We start from the raw sequence: 17,681 nt of genomic DNA on the forward strand, positions 1-17,681 counted from the left end.
TTCGTAGACTTGCGGCAAGCCGGTTCGAGGGCATCCGAGGAGCCGGCAGCACGCACCGGGGGAGAGCTGCCCCGGCATCCAAAGCAGATGACATCGCGCTGCCCTGACGGCAGCCCCGACACACAAGATCAAAGGAACTGTTCGATGAGTCCTCGCCTGCAACCCCGTTGTTTCCCGTTGCACCCGCTGACGCTGGCCGGCCTGATGGCCCTGGCCGCCCCGGCCTTTGCGCAAGAAGCCGCCAAGACCGACCCTGAAAACACGCTGGACCGCGTGGAAGTGACCGGTACCCGCGCCAGCCTGCAGAAGTCGCTTGCGTTGAAGCGCAACGCTGCCGGCGTGCAGGACAGCATCAGCGCCACCGAGCTGGGGCGCTTCCCCGACAACAACGTGGCCGACTCGCTGAGCCACATCACCGGCGTGTCCATCTCGCGCACGGCCGGCGGCGAAGGCCAGAAGGTCAGCATCCGCGGCCTCGGCCCCGAGTACACGATCACCACGTTCAACAACCGCCTGCTGGGCACCGACAGCGCCGGCCGCTACTTCGCCTATGACGTGCTGCCCGCCGACGTCATCAGCGGTGCCGACGTCATCAAGTCCACCCAGGCCTCCCTCATCGAAGGCGCCATCGGCGGCCTGGTGAACCTGCGCTCGGCCAGCCCCTTCGACCAGAAGGGCCAGCGCGGCCTGCTGCGCGTGGAGGCCGACCGCAACCAGATGAGCAGCCTCAACGGCACGAAGCTGTCGGGCACCTACAGCAATACCTTCGGCGATCAGGTCGGCGTGTTGCTGGGTGTCGTCTACGCCAAGCGCGACGTGCGCACCGACACGGCCGGCAACGACGGCGGTTGGTCGCGCAACCCCGCGCCCAACAAGCCCGAGCTGTTCTGGCCCTGGGGCAACACCTGGGGCGGCGCCATCGACCCCAACGGCAACGGTCAGCTCGATCCGGACGAGGAAGGCTTGATCGGCCCGGGCCAGTTCCGCTTCGGCACCATCATGGAGAAGAAGGAGCGCATGGCCCTGTCGGGCAAGGTGGAGTGGCGGCCGAGCAATGACCTCAAGGTCGTCGTCGACGGCTTCAAGACGCGGCTGGACTCGCCGCAGGTGGGTTACCAGCTGTCCTTCTACCCGCTGTATGCGCCGGGCCGCTGGTCCAACATGAAGATCACCAACGGCGTGGTGACCGACTTCACGTTGGCCAATCCCAACCCGGAGCTGGCCCTCAACCCCGAGCTGCTGAACAAGACCGAGTACCGCGTCGTCGACACGGCGATGTACGGCGCCAATGCGGAATGGAAGCTGTCGCCCACGCTGAAGGCAACGGGCGACATCTACGAGTCCACCTCCAAGCGCCACTCCGGCGGGCAGGACAGCTATGTCGTGCTGCGCATGAACCAGCCCAATATCACGCGCATCCAGCTGACCGGTTCGGCCGTGCCCGACGTGAAGACCACCTTCAACGATGGCCGCGACCTGCAGACCGGCCTGGCCCAGGGCCTGTTCACGGCCAAGGACTTCAACACCCATTACTTCAGCCTGGCCGGCGACAATATCGACGACAAGATCAGCGGCGCCACCGGCAATCTCGAATGGAAGGTGGACCGCTTCAGCATCGACCAGCTGAAATTCGGCTTGAGTGAGACCCACCGCAAGAAGTCGCGCGATCTCATCAACAACGCCTTCAATGCGGGCGATGGCCACTACTCGGGCGCCAACGCCATCAACGTCGGCGCGCTGGGCGGCAACGTCATCAACCAGACGCTGAGCCCGTCGGGCTTCATGGACGGTGTCAGCGGCAACTTCCCGCGCAGCTTCCTGGGCTTCGACATCAACAACTACCTGCAGGCGCTGAAGGCCTACGACGGCAAGCCGCGCCCGGGGGGCGGTACCTATGACTTCAGCAAAGCGGCGCCGGCCTGGAACCCGCTCGAGAGCTACCGCGTGACGGAGAAGACGACGACCGCCTTCGTGCAGGCCGACCTGTCGGGCGACGGCTGGAATGCGGACGCCGGCGTGCGCTTCGTGAAGACCAAGACGACGTCCCAGGCCTGGGACGCCAAGATCCTCGACATCATCGAGAACGGCGCCTTCAACTACACGGCCGTCTACGCGCCGCCGTCCGTCGTGCAGCAGGAGTCGAGCTACAACTTCGCCTTGCCCTCGGTCAACTTCACCTGGCTGATCACCAACGATCTGCAACTGCGCCTGGGCGCGGCCAAGACCATGGCGCGGCCGTCGGTGGACAAGCTGGCGCCGACGAGCACGACGCAGAGCATCTCCTGGGGCGACTTCACGCAGGTCTTCGGCGGCAACGCCAATCTCAAGCCCTACAGCGCCCGCCAGGCCGATGTGTCGCTGGAGTGGTATTACGCCAAGGACTCGGCGCTCAACTTCGCCGTCTACCAGAAGAACATCAAGAACCAGATCACCAGCGAGTACCTGACCGGCCAGAACATCGGGGCCCCGGGTGGCCGGCTGTTCAACGTCAGCCGCCCCATCAACGGCGACAAGGCCACCGCGCGCGGCTTCGAGATCGGCCTGCAGCATCTGTTCGACAACGGCTTCGGCGTGCGGGCCCAGTACACCCGCAACAAGTCGCGCAGCTGGGTGGGCGGCGAGGAGCGTGCGCTGGAAGGCATCGCGCCGGCCACGTCGTCATTCGGCGTGCTGTACGAGAAGGGCCCCTGGAGCATGAGCGCCACCGCCGACCACACCGACGCCTTCGTCACCGCCACCAATGTGCTGGGTGCCGGCTTCAACGAGCGCGCCAAGGCCGTGACCTGGGCGACGGCCCAGATCGCCTACGAGGTCAACAAGTGGCTGCGCATCAGCATCGAAGGCAACAACCTGACCGATGCGACGCAGGAGTACACGCTGGGCAATGACAGCGTGAAGCTGCCCCAGGGCTATTACCGCTACGGCCGTTCGTTCACCTTGGGTGCAAGCCTGAAGTTCTGATGAAAGTTCTCCTCCGTGTTGCCGCCCTGCTTGCCGGGGCGGCCTTTTTCTCCTCCGGACCGGCGGCCGAGCCGAAGCCCTACACGATGGCGGACTACGGCCGCGTCGTGAAGGTGGACGTGCACATGCATCTGCACAACCCGGCGCCGGCCTTCATGGCGGCGGCCAGGCGCCAGAACTTCAAGGTGCTGACGATCAACGTCGACTACCCCGACTTCCCGCCACTGGACGACCAGCAGCGCGTGGCCATCGAGCTGCAGAAGCAGTTCCCTCAGGATGTGGCCTGGGCGGCCAGCTTCTCGGTCGATGGTTCCGACAAGCCGGAATGGCTGCCGGCGACGCGCCAGCGCATCGCGGCTGCGATGAAGGCCGGCGCCGTTGGCGTGAAGGTGTGGAAGAACATCGGCATGAGCCTGAAGGGCGCCGACGACAAGCTGCTCATGATCGACGACGCCCGCTTTGCGCCGTTGTTCGCCGATTTCGCGAAACAGGGCATCCCGCTGCTCGGCCACCAGGGCGAGCCCCACAACTGCTGGCTGCCGCTGGACAAGATGACGGTCAACAATGACCGCGAGTACTTCAAGGCCCACCCGCAGTACCACATGGCTCTGCACCCCGAGATGCCCAGCTGGGAAGCCCAGATGGCGGCACGCGACCGCATGGTGGCAGCCCACCCGGGCCTGCGCTTCATCGGTGTGCACCTGGCATCTCTTGAGCGCGATGTCGACGAGCTCGCCGCCTTCCTCGACAAGTTTCCGAGTGCCATGGTCGACGTGGCCGCGCGCATCGGCCAGCTGCAATACCAGAGCCAGAAGGACCGCGAACGCGTGCGCCGTTTCTTCATCAAATACCAGGACCGCCTCATGTACGGCAGCGACATGTCGCAGGAGCCCGGCCAGGATGGTGCCGCGCTGGCCAAGGTGGCCGAAGGCGTGTGGCGCATGCACTGGCGCTACTTCAATACGTCGGACAGCTTCAAAGTGGCCGACCTCGACCAACCGGTGAAGGGCCTGGCTCTGCCGCGTGCAGTGGTCGACAAGCTCTACCACCGGAACGCCGAGCGCACCTTCCCCACGGCCTGGGATGGCCAGCGATGACGGCACGGCGGGCCTTTCTGCAATGGCTGGGCGCGGCGCCTCTGGTCACGCAGTTGCCGCTTGCCCAGGCTGAGGGCAAGGGCCATGTGCGCGTGCAGGACGCTGCGCTGTCGCTGCAGTTCGACGATCAGATGCGCTGCCGCGTCGTCAGCATGCTGGGCAAGCAGCCGGTCGAACTGACGGGCTTTGATGCGAGCGAGCATTTGATCGTCAAGGGCCGGCCGCTGTCCCGCTTCGTGCTGCAGAAGGCCGAGCCCGGCAAGGCGGCGACGCCCTTGGGTGCGGCCCAGACGCTGCGCCTGGTCGGGCGCTCCGTCGACGGCATCGAGAAGCGCGTCACCGTCACGCTGCTGGACGAACACTCCGGCGTCGCGCTGCTGGACGTCGCCTATGTCAACACCAGCGACAAGCCCATCGCCATCGACGCCTGGGTCAACGCCGCCCACCGCCTGGCCGCCGCGCCACGCCATGCCGGCGGCTACTGGACCTATTCCGGCGCCAGCCATGCCGACCGGCGCGACTGGGTGCAGCCCGTCAAGCGCAGCTTGGAGCAGCGCAACTTCATGGGCATGAATGCGTCGGACTACGGCGGCGGCACGCCCGTCGTCGATGTCTGGCGACGGGATGTCGGCCTGGCCGTCGGCCACCTGGCCCTTCAACCGCAGCTCGTCGCGCTGCCCGTGAAGGCCAGCGGCGACCAGGTCGACATTTCTCTGCGTGGCGAGGAGCCGCAGACGCTGGCGCCAGGCGCCACGCTGAAAACACTGCCGACCTTCCTCGCCGTGCACCGCGGCGACTTCTTCGTGCCGCTGGACCGTTACCGCCGCCTGATGGCTGCCCAGGGCCTGGCCGCACCGCAGCCGCCGCAGAGCGCCTACGAGGCACAGTGGTGCGCCTGGGGCTATGAGCGCGACTTCTCACTCGACTATGTGCGCGCCACCCTGCCCAAGGTGCAGGACCTGGGCTTCAAGTGGGCCGTGCTCGACGACGGCTGGCAGGTGAAGACGGGCGACTGGACGCCCGACCTCGCCAAGTTTCCCCAGGGCGAAGCCGACATGAAGGCGCTGGTGGCCGACATCCACGCCCGCGGCATGAAGGCACGGCTGTGGATCGCGCCGCTGGCGGTCGCACCCGGCAGCGACGAGCTGCACGACCACACCGATCTGCTGCTGCTGGACAAGGATGGCGCGGTGCAGAACGTGACCTGGTGGAACAGCTTCTACCTCTGCCCGGCCTACGGGAAGACCCAGGCCCGCCTGGCCGCCACGGTGAAGAAGATCATCGGCGATTGGGGCTTCGACGGCCTCAAGGTCGACGGCCAGCATCTCAATGGCGTGGCGCCCTGCTTCAACCCGGCGCACAAGCATGCGCGACCGGAAGACGCGGTGGAGAAACTCGCCGACCTCTACAAGGTCATGCACGCCGCGGCCCACGCGGCCAACCCCGAGGCCGTCGTCGAAGTCTGCCCCTGCGGCACCGGCTACGCCTTTCACAACATGCCCTTCATGGACCAGGCGCCGGCGTCCGACCCGCTGTCGAGCTGGCAGGTGCGCCACAAGGGCAAGACGCTGAAGGCGCTGATGGGGCCCTGGTCGGCCTACGCCGGCGACCATGTCGAGCTGAGCACCGGTGGCCAGGACTTCGCGTCCAGCGTCGGCATCGGTGCTGTCGTGGCCACCAAGTTCACCTGGCCGGTGGACCCCAAGCCCAAGGACAGCTTTTTGCTGACGCCCGAGCGCGAGCAGCATTGGCGCCAGTGGGTGGACCTTTACAACCGCCAGCGCCTGGCCGAGGGCCGCTACCGCGGCGAGCTCTACGACCTGGGGTTCGACAAGCCGGAGACGCATGTCATCGAGCAGGGCGGGGCGCTGCATTACGCCTTCTATGCCGAGCGCTGGGACGGCCCGGTCACGCTGCGTGGCCTCGGGGCCGGTCGCTGGACCTTGCGCGACGTGTTGACGGGCAAGGAACTGGGCCAGATCTCGGCCGACAAGCCGACGCTGCCTGTCCGGTTCACCCACAGCCTGCTGATCGAGGCACGGCCCGTGCTGCCCGATACCCTGCCCGTCGCCTTTGCCGGCCCCGTGTCGCACATGGGCGCCGACGGTTTCCCGCTCGCTTCGCAATGGGCCGATGCGCCCACCACCTTCTTCCGCCACGACTGGCAGGGTAGGGTGCTCGCCGGCCCGCAGTCCACCCGCGTGCAGTTGCTGCGCGGCGCGAACCAGCTCTATCTGCGCTTCATCTGCAAGTACGAGGCGCTGAACACGTTTGACCGTGCGGGCTCGGCCACCGACATCTGGCCGCTGTGGGAGCGCGACGTCGTCGAGGTCTTCCTGCAGGCACCGGACCGAGCGGGGCTGAAGAGCTACCGCGAGGTCGAGGTGTCGCCCAACGGCCTGCTGCTGGAGATCGCCGTCGAGGCTTCCGGCAAGAAGCGCATTGCCAGCGAGAGCCGCGCCAAGGCGCACATCGATGCCGAAGCGAAGGTCTGGACGGCCGAGCTGGCCGTGCCGATGCGCGGTGCGGAGGAGGGTTGGCGCCTCAACCTGTTCCGCGTCGAAGGGCAGGGCGCAGGCCGCGTCTATTCCGCCTGGAGCCCGACCCGGACCGCCACGCCCGACTTCCACGTGCCGACCGCCTTCGGCCGCCTGCTGCCCGCCGCATGAAACTGCCTGCCCTCGCCCTTCTCGTCGCGCTGTCCGCCCAGGCCCAGCAGCCGCTGGAGCCCACGGGGCGCTGGCTGCACCAGCCGGTGGGCAGCGCGCCGACGCCGCCCATGGGCTGGTCGAGCTGGAACGCCTTCCGCGTCGACATCACCGAGCAGAAGGTGCTGGACTCGGCTCGCGTCATCGTCGACTCCGGCCTGGCACAGGCGGGCTATCGCAGCATCAACGTCGACGACGGCTGGTGGCTGAAGCGCCGCACGAGCGACGGCCGCCTGCAGGTGCGCACCGGACTCTTCCCGAGTGCGGCCAAGGGCAAGGACACCTCGCTGCGGCCCTTCACGGACAAGATCCACGCCATGGGCCTGAAGGCCGGGCTCTACACCGACATCGGCCGCAATGCCTGCTCCCAGGCCTATGACGCCGACAGCCCCAACCTGCCCGAGGGCACGCATGCCGAGCGCGAAGTGGGCTTGATGGGCTTTGTCGAACAGGACGTGAAGCTCTTCTTCGGCGACTGGAACTTCGACTATCTGAAGGTGGACGGCTGCGGCCTGTCTTCCTATGGCCCCGATCGGGCCCACGTGGCCTCGGGCCAGTACCGCGAATACAAGCCCACCATCGTCGAAGGCAACATCAACCAGTCCGACGTCGAGGGCACGAAGCAGCTCTACGTCGGCCTGAAGCAGGCCCTGCACGACGTGCGCCCGCGCGGCGACTATGTGCTGTCGGTCTGCCTGTGGGGCACGGTCAATGTCCGCAGCTGGGGCCAGGACGCCGGCACGATGTGGCGCACCAGCCGCGACATCGCCAACAGCTTCTCGCAGATGGTGCACAACTTCGACAGCGTCGCCACGCGCGAGTTCTATGCCGGACCAGGCCGCTGGAACGATCCCGACATGCTGGAGATTGGCAACGGCGAATTCGATGGCAATCACCTGCTCGAAGCCCGCACCCATATGGGCCTGTGGGCCATCGCGGCCGCACCGCTGATGATCGGCACCGACCTGTCCAAGGTCTCGCCCGCGGTCATCGACATCCTGAAGGCGCCCGAAGTGGTCGCCATCAACCAGGACCCGGCCGGCCACCAGGGGGTGCTCGCCTATGCCGACAGCGACCGGCAGATCCTCGTCAAGACGCTGGCCGATGGTCGCAAGGCGGTGCTGCTGTTCAACCGCACCGATGCGCCCGCCAAGTTCACCTTGACCGCCGAGCATTTGAAGATGGATGCGACGGCACCCGTCGCGCTGCGCAACGCCTGGACGCGCGCGGATGCGGGTGCGTTCACCGGCCAGCGCGAGTTCGAGTTGAAGCCGCGTGAGGCGCTGCTGTTCACCGCCACCGGCAAGCACCTGCTGCCGCGCGGCTACTTTGTCTCCGAGCGACCGGGCAGCGTCTACGTGGCGCGAGATGGCATTCGTGCGCTGGAGCAGGATCCGATCGGCTACCGCGCGCTGGCGTCCTGGTCCACCACCGACAACGGCGGTACGCGCCCGGCCTATGCGGGCTGGGGCGGTCCGCGTGCGGATTCAACGCCTTATGACCAGGCCCTCAGCGTGCAGCGCCAGACCTTCCGACATGGCATCGGCGCCCTGGCCGATTCGCGTCTGCAGGTGCAAGTGGCGCCCGGCGCGCAGCGCTTCGTCGCTCGCGCCGGCGTGGACGACTCGACGCGCGGCAAGACCGCGGCCGTCAGCTTCGAGGTCTGGGGCGATGGCCGCCGGCTCGCCGCGACCGCGCCCATGAAGTTCAACCAGGCGGCGCGCGAACTCAGCGCCGACCTGCGTGGCGTGAGGCTGATCGAGCTGATCGCGCGCCAGCACGGGGCCGATACCGCCGGCCCCGTCGTCGTGACCTGGGGCGAGGCTCGCATCGAGTAGCCGCCCCCGCAGTACCCGAATCCATCGCCTTTGGCACCGGTCGCGCCGGTGCCCCGGCCGCGCTCGCGCTGACGCGGACCGGCCCTCCCTTCCAGCGCTCAGTCGTTCATGAGGAGAACCCGATGCCTTGCATGCGTCCCTGCCCTTCCCCCCGCTCCCGTACCGGGCTGAAGCTTGCCTTCCCGCTCGCCCTGATCGCCGCCTGGCCTGCCGCCGCGACCGCGGCGCCCCTGGTGTCCAACCCCCTGGGTGCCTGCCTGGAAACCAAGGTCGACACCTGGGATATCCGCCTCGCCACCTGCAATGGCAGCGCTGCGCAGGACTTCGGCCTCACGCCGGTCAGCACGGGCAGCAGCATCTACATGCTCAAGAACGCCCAGGCCAATCTGTGCGTCTCGGCCACCGGCACCAGCTCCGGGTCCTTCGTCGAGCTGAACACCTGTCAGCCCAGCCAGACCGGCCAGCGCTTCTCGGTGGTGGCGCTGGCGGGCGGCTCGACGTCCCAGCTCAAGCTCGCGGCCAACAACCTCTGCCTGACCGCGCCGACCCAGCTGGCCCAGGTGGGCTTCTCGGTTGCGATCTGCAACGCGAGCAATGCCAACCAGGCGTGGCGGATCGCGGCGCCGACGCCGACACCTGCGCCAGCTCCCACGCCGGCCCCGACACCGGCCCCGACTCCCGCGCCCACACCAGCGCCGACTCCGGCCCCGACACCCGCGCCCACGCCAGCACCCACGCCTGCACCGGCACCGGTAGAAACCAGCTTCACCGTCAGCACTGCGGAGATCGCCAATCCCGAGCGCGGCATGTACACCTGGGCCGCCGACAACCTGCTGTTGTGGACGCAGTCCAATGCGGACGCGCAGTTCCAGGCCGGCTATCGCGTCGTCTATGCCCCGGTGCGCCTGGACGCCTATGCCAACACCACGCTGCCCGCGAGCGTGCTGACGCAGCTCTCGAGCGCATTCGCCATAGCGCGCCGCGCCGGCCTGAAGCTGGTGCCGCGCTTTCTCTACAACTATCCCGAGAACGAGACCGAGTACCAGAACGTGAAGGATGCGCCGCTGGCGCGCGTGCTCGGCCATATCGACCAGCTCAAGCCCGTGCTGACGGCCAATGCCGACGTCATCGCCTATCTGCAGGCCGGCTTCATCGGCGCCTGGGGCGAATGGCACACCTCGTCCAACAACCTGACTGCCGTCAGCCCGCGCACGCAGATCCGCGATGCACTGCTGAACGCCCTGCCGACCGATCGCTTCCTGCAGCTGCGCTATCCGCCCTATCTGATGCAGTGGGCGGCACAGGTGCCGAGCTGGCGCGATGGGTCGGCCGCCTCGCGCATCGGTGTGCACAACGACTGCTTCCTGGCCTCGGCCACCGACGTCGGCACCTACAGCGAGGACACCGCAACCCGCCAGAACGAGCGCAACTACACCGCCGCGTTGTCAGGCGTGGCGCCCTTTGGTGCGGAGACCTGCAATCCGGCCGACGAGGAGGGCGCCGTGCCGCGCACCAGCTGCACCGACATCCTGGCCGAGGGCAAGCAATTCAACCTCACCTATCTGAACAACGACTACTACCGCGATCTCTTCCATACGAAGTGGGAGCAGCAGGGCTGCATGGCCGAGGTCAAGCGCAGCATGGGTTATCGCTTCGAGCTCTCCACCCTGCGTCACAGCGATGCGGTGGCTGCCGGGCAGTCGGGCACCCTGCTGCTCACGGTGCGCAACAGCGGTTGGGCGCGCGCCTTCAACCCGCGCGCGGTGCAGCTGCTGCTCAAGCACAAGACCAGTGGCGCCGTCGTGCGCATCGCACTGCCGTCGGTCGATCCGCGCACCTGGCTGCCCAACGCGACCAGCACCGCGTCGGCAGGCTTCACCGTGCCCGCGGGGACGCCGACGGGCGCCTATGACGTGCTGCTCGCCCTGCCCGACGGCGCCACATCGCTGAGCACCGACGTGCGCTACAGCGTGCGTCCCGCCAACGCCGACAACGCCGCCAAGGCCCAGGCCTGGGACGCGACGCTGGGCGCCTTCCGCGCCGGCACGACGCTGACCGTCCGTTGAAGCAACTTCTCCAGGAGAAACGAATGTCCGACCTTCGATTCAAGCTCGCTGCCGCGAGCCTGCTGAGCCTCGGTGCCACGCTGGCTACCGCCGCCCCCACCGGCTTTGGCATGGTGGCCTACTGGGGCGAAACCGCCAGCACCTATGGCGGCCAGATCCCCAGCGGCGCCTATGTCGTCATCAACCCCAACAGCGGCGCCACGGGGCTGAGCGCCGGCCAGGTGACGAACTGGAAGGCCGTCATTGCCAACATCCGCGCCCAGGGCGGCAAGGTGCTGGGCTATGTGGCCACCGGCTACGACACCAACACCGCCGATGAACAGGCCCGCTACAACGCGATCGACGCCAACCTGACGGCCTACAAGACGACGCTGGGCGGCGTGGACGGCTTCTTCTTCGACGAGGCCGCCTTTGACGACGCGGCCCTGACCGACACGCAGAAGTGCAATGGCACGGGGCCCAAGTTCAGCGCCGTGCGCGCCAAGATGGCGGCCACCGGCACCGGCGGCACGGTGGTGTGGAACGCCGGCTGGCCGGGTGCCAGCAGCTGCTTCGTCAACGCGGCCGGCTATGGCGAGCACATCGTCATCTACGAGGCCAAGTACAGCGACTATGCGGCCGCGGCCAGCTGGCTCAACGGCGGCGTACAGAGCCTGGCGGCATCGCTGGGTGTGAAGACCTGGCTGCTGGTGCACTCCGCAACCCAGGCCGAGATGCGCACAGCGCTGACGGGCTCGGCGGCCAACTATGTCTACGTGACCAGCATGACCTACAACCCCAGCCTGCCCTGGGGCGGCCCGATCTGGAACTACACGCCGACCTACTGGGGCAATGAGACGCTGTCGGGCTCCGAGCGCTGGTGCTTGAAGAACCTTAAGGCTGGCGCAAGCTGCTGAACGGAGACTCCCGACATGAAACGCCTGAAAACCCTGCTGGCCACGCTGGCCCTCGCCACGGCGGCACCCTTTGCGTCGGCCATCGAGATCATCGTGCCGGCCTATTTCTATCCGTCCTGGATGCCATCGCAGAACGAGTGGCTCAACCTGACCTCCGCTGCCTCGCAGGGTGTGCAGATCACGGCCATCATGAACCCGGGCAACGGGCCTGGTGCGGCATCCAACAGCGACTACGTCACGGCCGTGAACGCCTTCCGTGCGGCAGGCGGCAAGGTGCTGGGCTACGACTACACCTGCTACGGCGTCAATCTCTGCACTCCCGAAGTGCCGGCGACGCGTTCGACGGCGGACGTGCTGGCCGACGCGCAGCGCTATGCGAGCTGGTATGGCGTGGACGGTGTCTTCCTGGACGAGATGTCGACGCAGACGAGCGCGCTGCCCTTCTACCAGACGGTCAGCAGCAGCCTGCGCTCAGCCCATCCGGGCTGGAAGATCGTCGGCAACCCGGGCGTCGCGCCCGCCGCGGGTTACACGGCGGTGGCGAACACGCTGATGAGCTTCGAGGGTTCGTATACGGACTTCGTCAACGGCTCCTTCCTGAGCGGCCTCACGAATGCCGCATCGACCGGCGCCATCGTGCACAGCGTGGCGACGGTGGCGCAGATGCAGGAGGTGATGGGCCTGGCCAGGCAGTACGGCCTGGGCGCCATCTATGTCACCGACGGCACGATGGCCAGCAGCAATCCCTATCTGCATCTGCCGAGTTATTGGCAGGCGGAGGTGACGGCTGCTGCCGTGCCCGAGCCCGGACAGGCGGCCCTGCTGGCGGTGGGCCTGGCGCTGCTCGCGGTGCTGAGGCGTCGCCGCTCGAGCTAGGTCAGCCGGCGCGGAAATCGTCCACCTGGATGAGCTTGTCCGCCGCACGCAGATAGGCCAGGGCCGCCTCGGGGTCGCGGGACTTCGCCGCGGCGGCCTCCAGCGAATGCGTGCGGCGCAGCGCGCGGTTCAGCTCGGCCACCTCGTCGCCGAGGGCGTCGGCCAGGCGCAGGGCTTCGGCCAGGTCGTGCAGGCCGCCGGTGGCCGGCGGGGTGAAGTCGGGGCACAGGCGGGCCACGAGGCTGGGGTCGGTGCGCAGCGCTTCCGACAACGCGACGAGGTCGCGGTCGCGCAGCGGGGCCAGGTGTCGGGTGCCCTGCAACAGCAGCGGCGACAGCGCCTTCAACAGGCCTGACGGCATGTTGGCGTGCAGATCGCGCAGCGTGGCCGCGGCCGCTTCGAGCTGGAAGCGGATGGCGGCGCGCGCAAAGGGCAGCAGCTGCGGGTCGGCTTCGACATGGAAGCGCCAGACGCTGGCCGCGGCGAGATAGAGGTGGGACAGCACATCGCCCAGGCGCGCCGACAGCAGCTCCATGCGCTTGAGGCGGCCGCCCAGCAGCCCCATGGCGAGGTCGGCCGTCAGCGCGTATTTGGCCGACACGCGGGCGATGAGGCGGGCTTCCTTCTCCAGCCCTGGCGGCACGCGGCCTTGGGTCCCGGCGCCGAACAGGCTGGCGCCGAGGTTGCGCAGCACGTGGCCGGCATGGGCCAGCAGGGCCCGCCCCAGCGCGTTCTCATCCCTGGCCTGCACGGCCGCCATTTCGGCCATCACATGCGGATGGCAGCGCACCGCGCCCTGGCCGAAGATGATGAGGGCTCGCGACAGCAGGTTGGCCCCCTCCACCGTGATGGCGATGGGCGCATGCCGGTAGGCCACGCCCAGCAGGTTGCCGGGCCCGCTGATGATGCCCTTGCCGCCCAGCACGTCCATGCCGGTGGTGACGGCGCGGCGGCCGGCCTCGGTGAGCTGCACCTTGAGGATGGCGCTGGCGACGCTGGGGCGCTCGCCGGCGTCGAGCACCGACGCCGTGTAGCGGCGCGCGGCGTCGGACGCGTACAGGTCTGCAGCGGTACGCGCGATCAGCCCCGCGATAGCCTCGAAGCGCGCGATGGGCAGGCCGAACTGCTCGCGGATGCGGCCGTAGCCCGTCATCACATGCAGCGCCGTCTGCTGCATGGCCGCGCCCAGGGCCGGCAGCGAGATGGCACGCCCCGCGGCCAGGCATTCCATCAGCATGCGCCAGCCCTGGCCCACCCGGGCCTCGCCGCCGATGATCCAGTCCATGGGCACGAAGACGTCATCGCCACGGATGGGCCCGTTCATGAAGGCGGAGTTCATCGGCCGGTGGCGGCGGCCGATCTGCAGCCCCGGCGTGGGCACCGGGATCAGCGCGCAGGTGATGCCGAGCTGTTGCTGGCCTTCGGGACGCGATGGATCCACGGCCTGGAAGGCCAGGCCGACGACGGTGGCCACCGGTGCCAGGGTGATGTAGCGCTTGTCGAAGCGCACGACGAAGCCGCGCATGCTGCGCCCATCGACCACGCGTTCGGTCAGCACGCCGGTATCCGGGATGGCAGCGGCGTCGGAGCCGGCATAGGGGGACGTCAGGCCGAAGCAGGGCAGGTCGCGGCCGTCGGCCAGGCGCGGCAGGTAGTGGGCCTTCTGCGCCTGCGTGCCATAGCGCAGCAGCAGCTCGGCCGGGCCCAGCGAGTTGGGCACCATGACGGTCACCGCGGCGGCCACGTTGACGGTGGCGATACGGGTGACGACGGCGGCATGGGCGAAGTGGCTGAACCCCAGGCCGCCCTGTTCGCGCGGGATGATCATGCCGAAGAAGCGCCGCTCGCGCAGCAGGCGCCACACCTCGGGCGGCAGGTCGCGCGCCTCGTCGATGGCGAAATCGTCGAGCTGGGCGATCAACTCGCCGACGTCCTTGTCCAGGAAGGCCTGTTCTTCGGCCGTCAGGTGGTTGGGGGCCACGGCCATCAGGCGGTCGAAGTCCGGCCGGCCCCGGAACAGCGCGCCCTCGAAGCCCACGGTGCCCGCTTCCAGCGCCGCGCGCTCGGTGTCGCCCATCTGGGGCAGGGCCTTGGCAAACGGTTCAAACGCCCAGTGTCCAAGCAGGCTTGCAATCACGGCGGCGGTCTCCTTGCGGACCATGCTGCTCGCGATGCACCCGGCACGGCGTCAGCCGAGTCTGATTTTGAACAAACGAAACAAAACTCCGCCGGGCCTGAAACCGTCTTGCGACCGGCGGCGGGCACAGTGACGATGCATCACCTCGTCATCCAGGAGCCCTGACATGCCTTCCCTTCCCCGCGCCGCGCTGGCCGCCCTCGTCGTCACCTGCGCCCTTGCCGCCCCCGCAGCCCTTGCGACGGAGGCCCTCCAGGGCATGGAACAGGCCCTCACCGTCGCCCTGCAGGACAAGCGCGGCATCACCCTCTATGTGGCCGGGCAGACGATCTCAGGCGCGGTGACGCGCATCGAGCCAGGCCAATGGGTGGAGATGCGCAACCAGCAATACGGCCGCATCATCGTGCGCCTGGAGCGCATCGACGGCATTGCCGCGCCCTGAGCCGCCTCAGTTCCCCACGCGTGCGATGCGCACGGCCGAAGACGCGCCGGCGATTTGCGTGTCGCCACGATAGGGCTGGCTGTCCGGATCGATGAAATCGACGCGGAAACGGTAGATCTGCGGCTGTGCCTTGGCCTGCGCGCCGCATTGGAGGTCCTGGACGGCCCTGCTGACCGAGCGTTGCGCGCTGAAGGTCGCGGCGCGGGCCTTGACCGCACTGATCTGGCCGCCTTCCATGACGAACTGGACCATCACATTGCCGGTGTAGCGCTCGCGGATCCAGGCCGTCTGCAGCGCGTCCTGCAGCTGCGTCTCGAAGCCCGCGCAGGCGGCATGCACGTCATAGCGAACCGGTGCTTCGACCGTGCGCCCTTGCACCTCGACTCGCGTCAGCTCGCTGGCGGGATCGGCCAGGGCCGGGCCTGCAGCCAGCGCCGCGATGGCGAAAGTCACGCTTGCGAGGGTGCTGCGGGCGGGTTGGCGGCGAGCGATGGAAAGGACTTGGGACATGGCGGACTCCTGAGCGTTGCGAGAGGCCGGAACAACAGCGTTTCGACCAGACCTCAGCCTAGGTTCATGGCCCTGAGGGTCCTATTCGCCAGCGATGGAATGCAGGCCGCCTACGATGGCCTGCAGGAAAGCGCCGCTGAAATGCATCTCGGCCCTCGGGGCGCTGCAGGGCGTCCCGATGCCGTTGGTCACAGTTGCCCCGGGGTTTTGACGCAGCTTGGAGCCGCAAGACTGCTCCTGCGTCAATTCGACGGCGCACTTGCCGCGGCGGCCATGGGCGAAGCGGGCCCGATGTTGCGGTCCAGGAAGTCCAGCAGCGCGGCGTTGAATTTCTGGATATTGGCGATGGACCGCAGACCGTGCTCCTCGTCTTCATACCAGTGGGTCTCGACGCTGGCGCCCGCCGCCTTCAGCGCGGACGCCATGCGTTTGGAATGGCCGATGGGCACGCGCTTGTCTTCAGTGCCGTGCGCCAGCAGGACCGGTACGCGGATGCGTGCGGCGTGCTTCTCGGGCGACACAGCCTGGAATTGAGCCGCCATCGTGTTGATGTCGCCCACGGCGAAGCGCAGCCACTCCCGCCCCGCTTCGGTCGAATTGGTGTCCGACCAGTCCGTGAAGCGTTCGCCGATGTCGGTCACGCCGGCGAGGCTGATCCCGCACTTGAAAAGCTCCGGCGTCTTGACCAGGCCCCAGAGCGCGGCATAGCCGCCGTAGCTGGCGCCGTAGATGCAGATGCGCGACGGGTCAGCAATGCCCTGGTCGATCATGGCTTTCACACCCGCGGTGACGTCGTCCTGCATGGCCAGGCCCCACTGGCGATAGCCCGCGTGCTCGAACTTGCGGCCGAAGCCGGATGAACCGCGGAACTGCGGCTGGAAGACGGCGTAGCCCGCGGCGGCGAGCAACTGCACGTCGAAGTCCCAGATCCAGTTGTCACGCGCCACCGGCCCACCGTGGATGTACACGACCATGGGGCGAGGCTTGGCCGGACCGTCATCCGGCAGGGTGAGGTAGGCCGGGATGGTCAGGCCGTCTGCTGCCGCGTAGCTGAGCATCTGCATGGGCCGCATGGCGCCAGGCTCGATGCCGGCCCTGCTCCCGGAGACCTCGCGCAGCGACATCTTCTCGGTATCGAGGAACAGCCAGCGTCCAGGATCGCGATCGGAATAGGAGAACACCAGGACCTTGCCCTGCGGGTTGCCGCGCAGGATGTTGACCGTGTCCGGCAGCGCCTTGTCGATGGAACGCTGCAGATGGTCCCAGCGCGCGTCGAACCAGTAGGTTGTGGGTTTCAGTCCGTGCGTCGTCGCCTGGATGGCGTTCAGCCCGGCATCCTCTTGCGTGCCGATCAGGTCCTCGGTGGGATGACCGACACGCAGATTGGTGAGCTTTCGCGTCGCGACATCGAAGTCGAACATCGCCCAGGTGTCACGCCCCTCACGCGACAGCGCCACCAGGGTGTCGGAATCGTCCGGCAGACCGAGCGGTGTCCAAAGGTCTTCCGTCATCGAGGCCTGCGCGACCTGCTGCCAGGGCGAGGCTTCGTCATGCCGGTACCAGTTGGTGATCTTGGCGCCCGGCGTGAACCATTTCGTCTCGCGCGTCCTCGCGGCGCGCAAGCGGCCGCTGCGGTCGAAAACGGCGCTGACCAGGTCGCCCGGCAGCCCGATGGGCACAGTGACCTTTTCACCCGTGACGATGTTGATGCGGCGGATGCCGGTGCCGACGAGGAAACCCTGTGTGCTCACGATCGCCCACTGGGGCAGCTCGCCCGGTTTGTCGGGGGCGATCATGCGCATGAAGTGACCGCCCAGGACTCGGCCGCGGCGGCCATCAAAGCCGACGACCGAGCAATGCCCATCGCTGAAGTCCACGGCCAGCAGGGCGTCGGAGATCCAGTGCACGCGAAGCGGCTGGATGGGGCCCGTCCAGCCGGGCAGGAACTGTGGCGCAACGAGGAGGCGGGTCTCCCACGTGGTCGTCTCGATCAGCATCAGCGCGTTGGCGCGACCCGTCCAGGCAATCACCACGATGTGCTTGCCGTCCGGCGACAGCTCCATGGCAGTCACGCCCAGCGGGTCGGTCATCTCGATGATGAGCTTCTTCATCGCCGCCGCGCGGGGCGTCAGCGGCGGTTTTGCTTCCTC

General features: G+C 67.8%; 11 protein-coding genes. 8 read left to right on the forward strand and 3 right to left on the reverse strand.

Annotated elements, in window-relative coordinates; translation table 11 throughout:
* Positions 1-144: 144 nt before the first annotated feature.
* From J2X20_RS25525 to J2X20_RS25555, 7 genes are all read left to right on the forward strand, one after another.
* Positions 145-2,961, forward strand: coding sequence for a TonB-dependent receptor (locus J2X20_RS25525; protein ID WP_310271594.1), 2,817 nt, complete (start codon positions 145-147; stop codon positions 2,959-2,961).
* Positions 2,961-4,058 carry an amidohydrolase family protein gene (locus J2X20_RS25530; RefSeq protein ID WP_310271595.1) on the forward strand — a complete coding sequence of 366 codons (1,098 nt, stop codon included), beginning with the start codon at positions 2,961-2,963 and terminating at the stop codon, positions 4,056-4,058. The genes J2X20_RS25525 and J2X20_RS25530 overlap by 1 nt, the downstream gene beginning before the upstream one ends.
* Positions 4,055-6,727 carry an alpha-galactosidase gene (locus J2X20_RS25535; RefSeq protein ID WP_310271598.1) on the forward strand — a complete coding sequence of 891 codons (2,673 nt, stop codon included), beginning with the start codon at positions 4,055-4,057 and terminating at the stop codon, positions 6,725-6,727. The genes J2X20_RS25530 and J2X20_RS25535 overlap by 4 nt, the downstream gene beginning before the upstream one ends.
* Positions 6,724-8,604 (forward strand): NPCBM/NEW2 domain-containing protein, encoded by a 1,881-nt coding sequence (locus J2X20_RS25540; RefSeq protein ID WP_310271600.1) that lies wholly within the window; start codon positions 6,724-6,726, stop codon positions 8,602-8,604. Before J2X20_RS25535 ends, J2X20_RS25540 begins: the two co-directional genes overlap by 4 nt.
* Positions 8,605-8,726: 122 nt before the next feature.
* Positions 8,727-10,670, forward strand: coding sequence for a DUF4832 domain-containing protein (locus J2X20_RS25545; RefSeq protein ID WP_310271603.1), 1,944 nt, complete (start codon positions 8,727-8,729; stop codon positions 10,668-10,670).
* 23 nt (positions 10,671-10,693) lie between these two features.
* Entirely contained in the window at positions 10,694-11,566 is an 873-nt protein-coding gene (locus tag J2X20_RS25550; RefSeq protein ID WP_310271606.1) for a spherulation-specific family 4 protein, read from the forward strand.
* Between the two features lie 15 nt (positions 11,567-11,581).
* Entirely contained in the window at positions 11,582-12,442 is an 861-nt protein-coding gene (locus J2X20_RS25555; RefSeq protein WP_310271609.1) for a spherulation-specific family 4 protein, read from the forward strand.
* A 1-nt stretch (position 12,443) separates the two neighbouring features.
* Here the strand turns inward: J2X20_RS25555 and J2X20_RS25560 are convergent, their stop codons facing one another.
* Complete coding sequence (locus J2X20_RS25560; RefSeq protein ID WP_310271612.1) at positions 12,444-14,579, reverse strand: acyl-CoA dehydrogenase; 2,136 nt, start codon at positions 14,577-14,579, stop codon at positions 12,444-12,446.
* A 166-nt stretch (positions 14,580-14,745) separates the two neighbouring features.
* On the opposite strand from J2X20_RS25560, the gene J2X20_RS25565 reads away from it, so the two are divergent.
* Complete coding sequence (locus tag J2X20_RS25565; protein WP_310271614.1) at positions 14,746-15,021, forward strand: hypothetical protein; 276 nt, start codon at positions 14,746-14,748, stop codon at positions 15,019-15,021.
* A 6-nt stretch (positions 15,022-15,027) separates the two neighbouring features.
* On the opposite strand, the gene J2X20_RS25570 is transcribed toward J2X20_RS25565, so the two are convergent.
* Entirely contained in the window at positions 15,028-15,531 is a 504-nt protein-coding gene (locus tag J2X20_RS25570; RefSeq protein ID WP_310271616.1) for a hypothetical protein, read from the reverse strand.
* 242 nt (positions 15,532-15,773) lie between these two features.
* Positions 15,774-17,642 (reverse strand): alpha/beta hydrolase family protein, encoded by a 1,869-nt coding sequence (locus J2X20_RS25575; protein ID WP_310271619.1) that lies wholly within the window; start codon positions 17,640-17,642, stop codon positions 15,774-15,776.
* Positions 17,643-17,681: the final 39 nt, after the last annotated feature.

Source organism: Roseateles saccharophilus, from assembly GCF_031458095.1.
In the GTDB taxonomy this organism is placed as follows: domain Bacteria; phylum Pseudomonadota; class Gammaproteobacteria; order Burkholderiales; family Burkholderiaceae_C; genus Pelomonas; species Pelomonas saccharophila_A.

Bases quoted from the DNA above. Each gene is read 5' to 3' on its own strand.
- J2X20_RS25555 (WP_310271609.1), top strand. From the start codon at position 11,582: ATGAAACGCCTGAAAACCCTGCTGGCCACGCTGGCCCTCGCCACGGCG.
- J2X20_RS25545 (WP_310271603.1), top strand. From the start codon at position 8,727: ATGCCTTGCATGCGTCCCTGCCCTTCCCCCCGCTCCCGTACCGGGCTG.
- J2X20_RS25575 (WP_310271619.1), bottom strand. From the start codon at position 17,642: ATGAAGAAGCTCATCATCGAGATGACCGACCCGCTGGGCGTGACTGCC.
- J2X20_RS25530 (WP_310271595.1), top strand. From the start codon at position 2,961: ATGAAAGTTCTCCTCCGTGTTGCCGCCCTGCTTGCCGGGGCGGCCTTT.
- J2X20_RS25540 (WP_310271600.1), top strand. From the start codon at position 6,724: ATGAAACTGCCTGCCCTCGCCCTTCTCGTCGCGCTGTCCGCCCAGGCC.
- J2X20_RS25535 (WP_310271598.1), top strand. From the start codon at position 4,055: ATGACGGCACGGCGGGCCTTTCTGCAATGGCTGGGCGCGGCGCCTCTG.
- J2X20_RS25570 (WP_310271616.1), bottom strand. From the start codon at position 15,531: ATGTCCCAAGTCCTTTCCATCGCTCGCCGCCAACCCGCCCGCAGCACC.
- J2X20_RS25525 (WP_310271594.1), top strand. From the start codon at position 145: ATGAGTCCTCGCCTGCAACCCCGTTGTTTCCCGTTGCACCCGCTGACG.
- J2X20_RS25565 (WP_310271614.1), top strand. From the start codon at position 14,746: ATGCCTTCCCTTCCCCGCGCCGCGCTGGCCGCCCTCGTCGTCACCTGC.
- J2X20_RS25550 (WP_310271606.1), top strand. From the start codon at position 10,694: ATGTCCGACCTTCGATTCAAGCTCGCTGCCGCGAGCCTGCTGAGCCTC.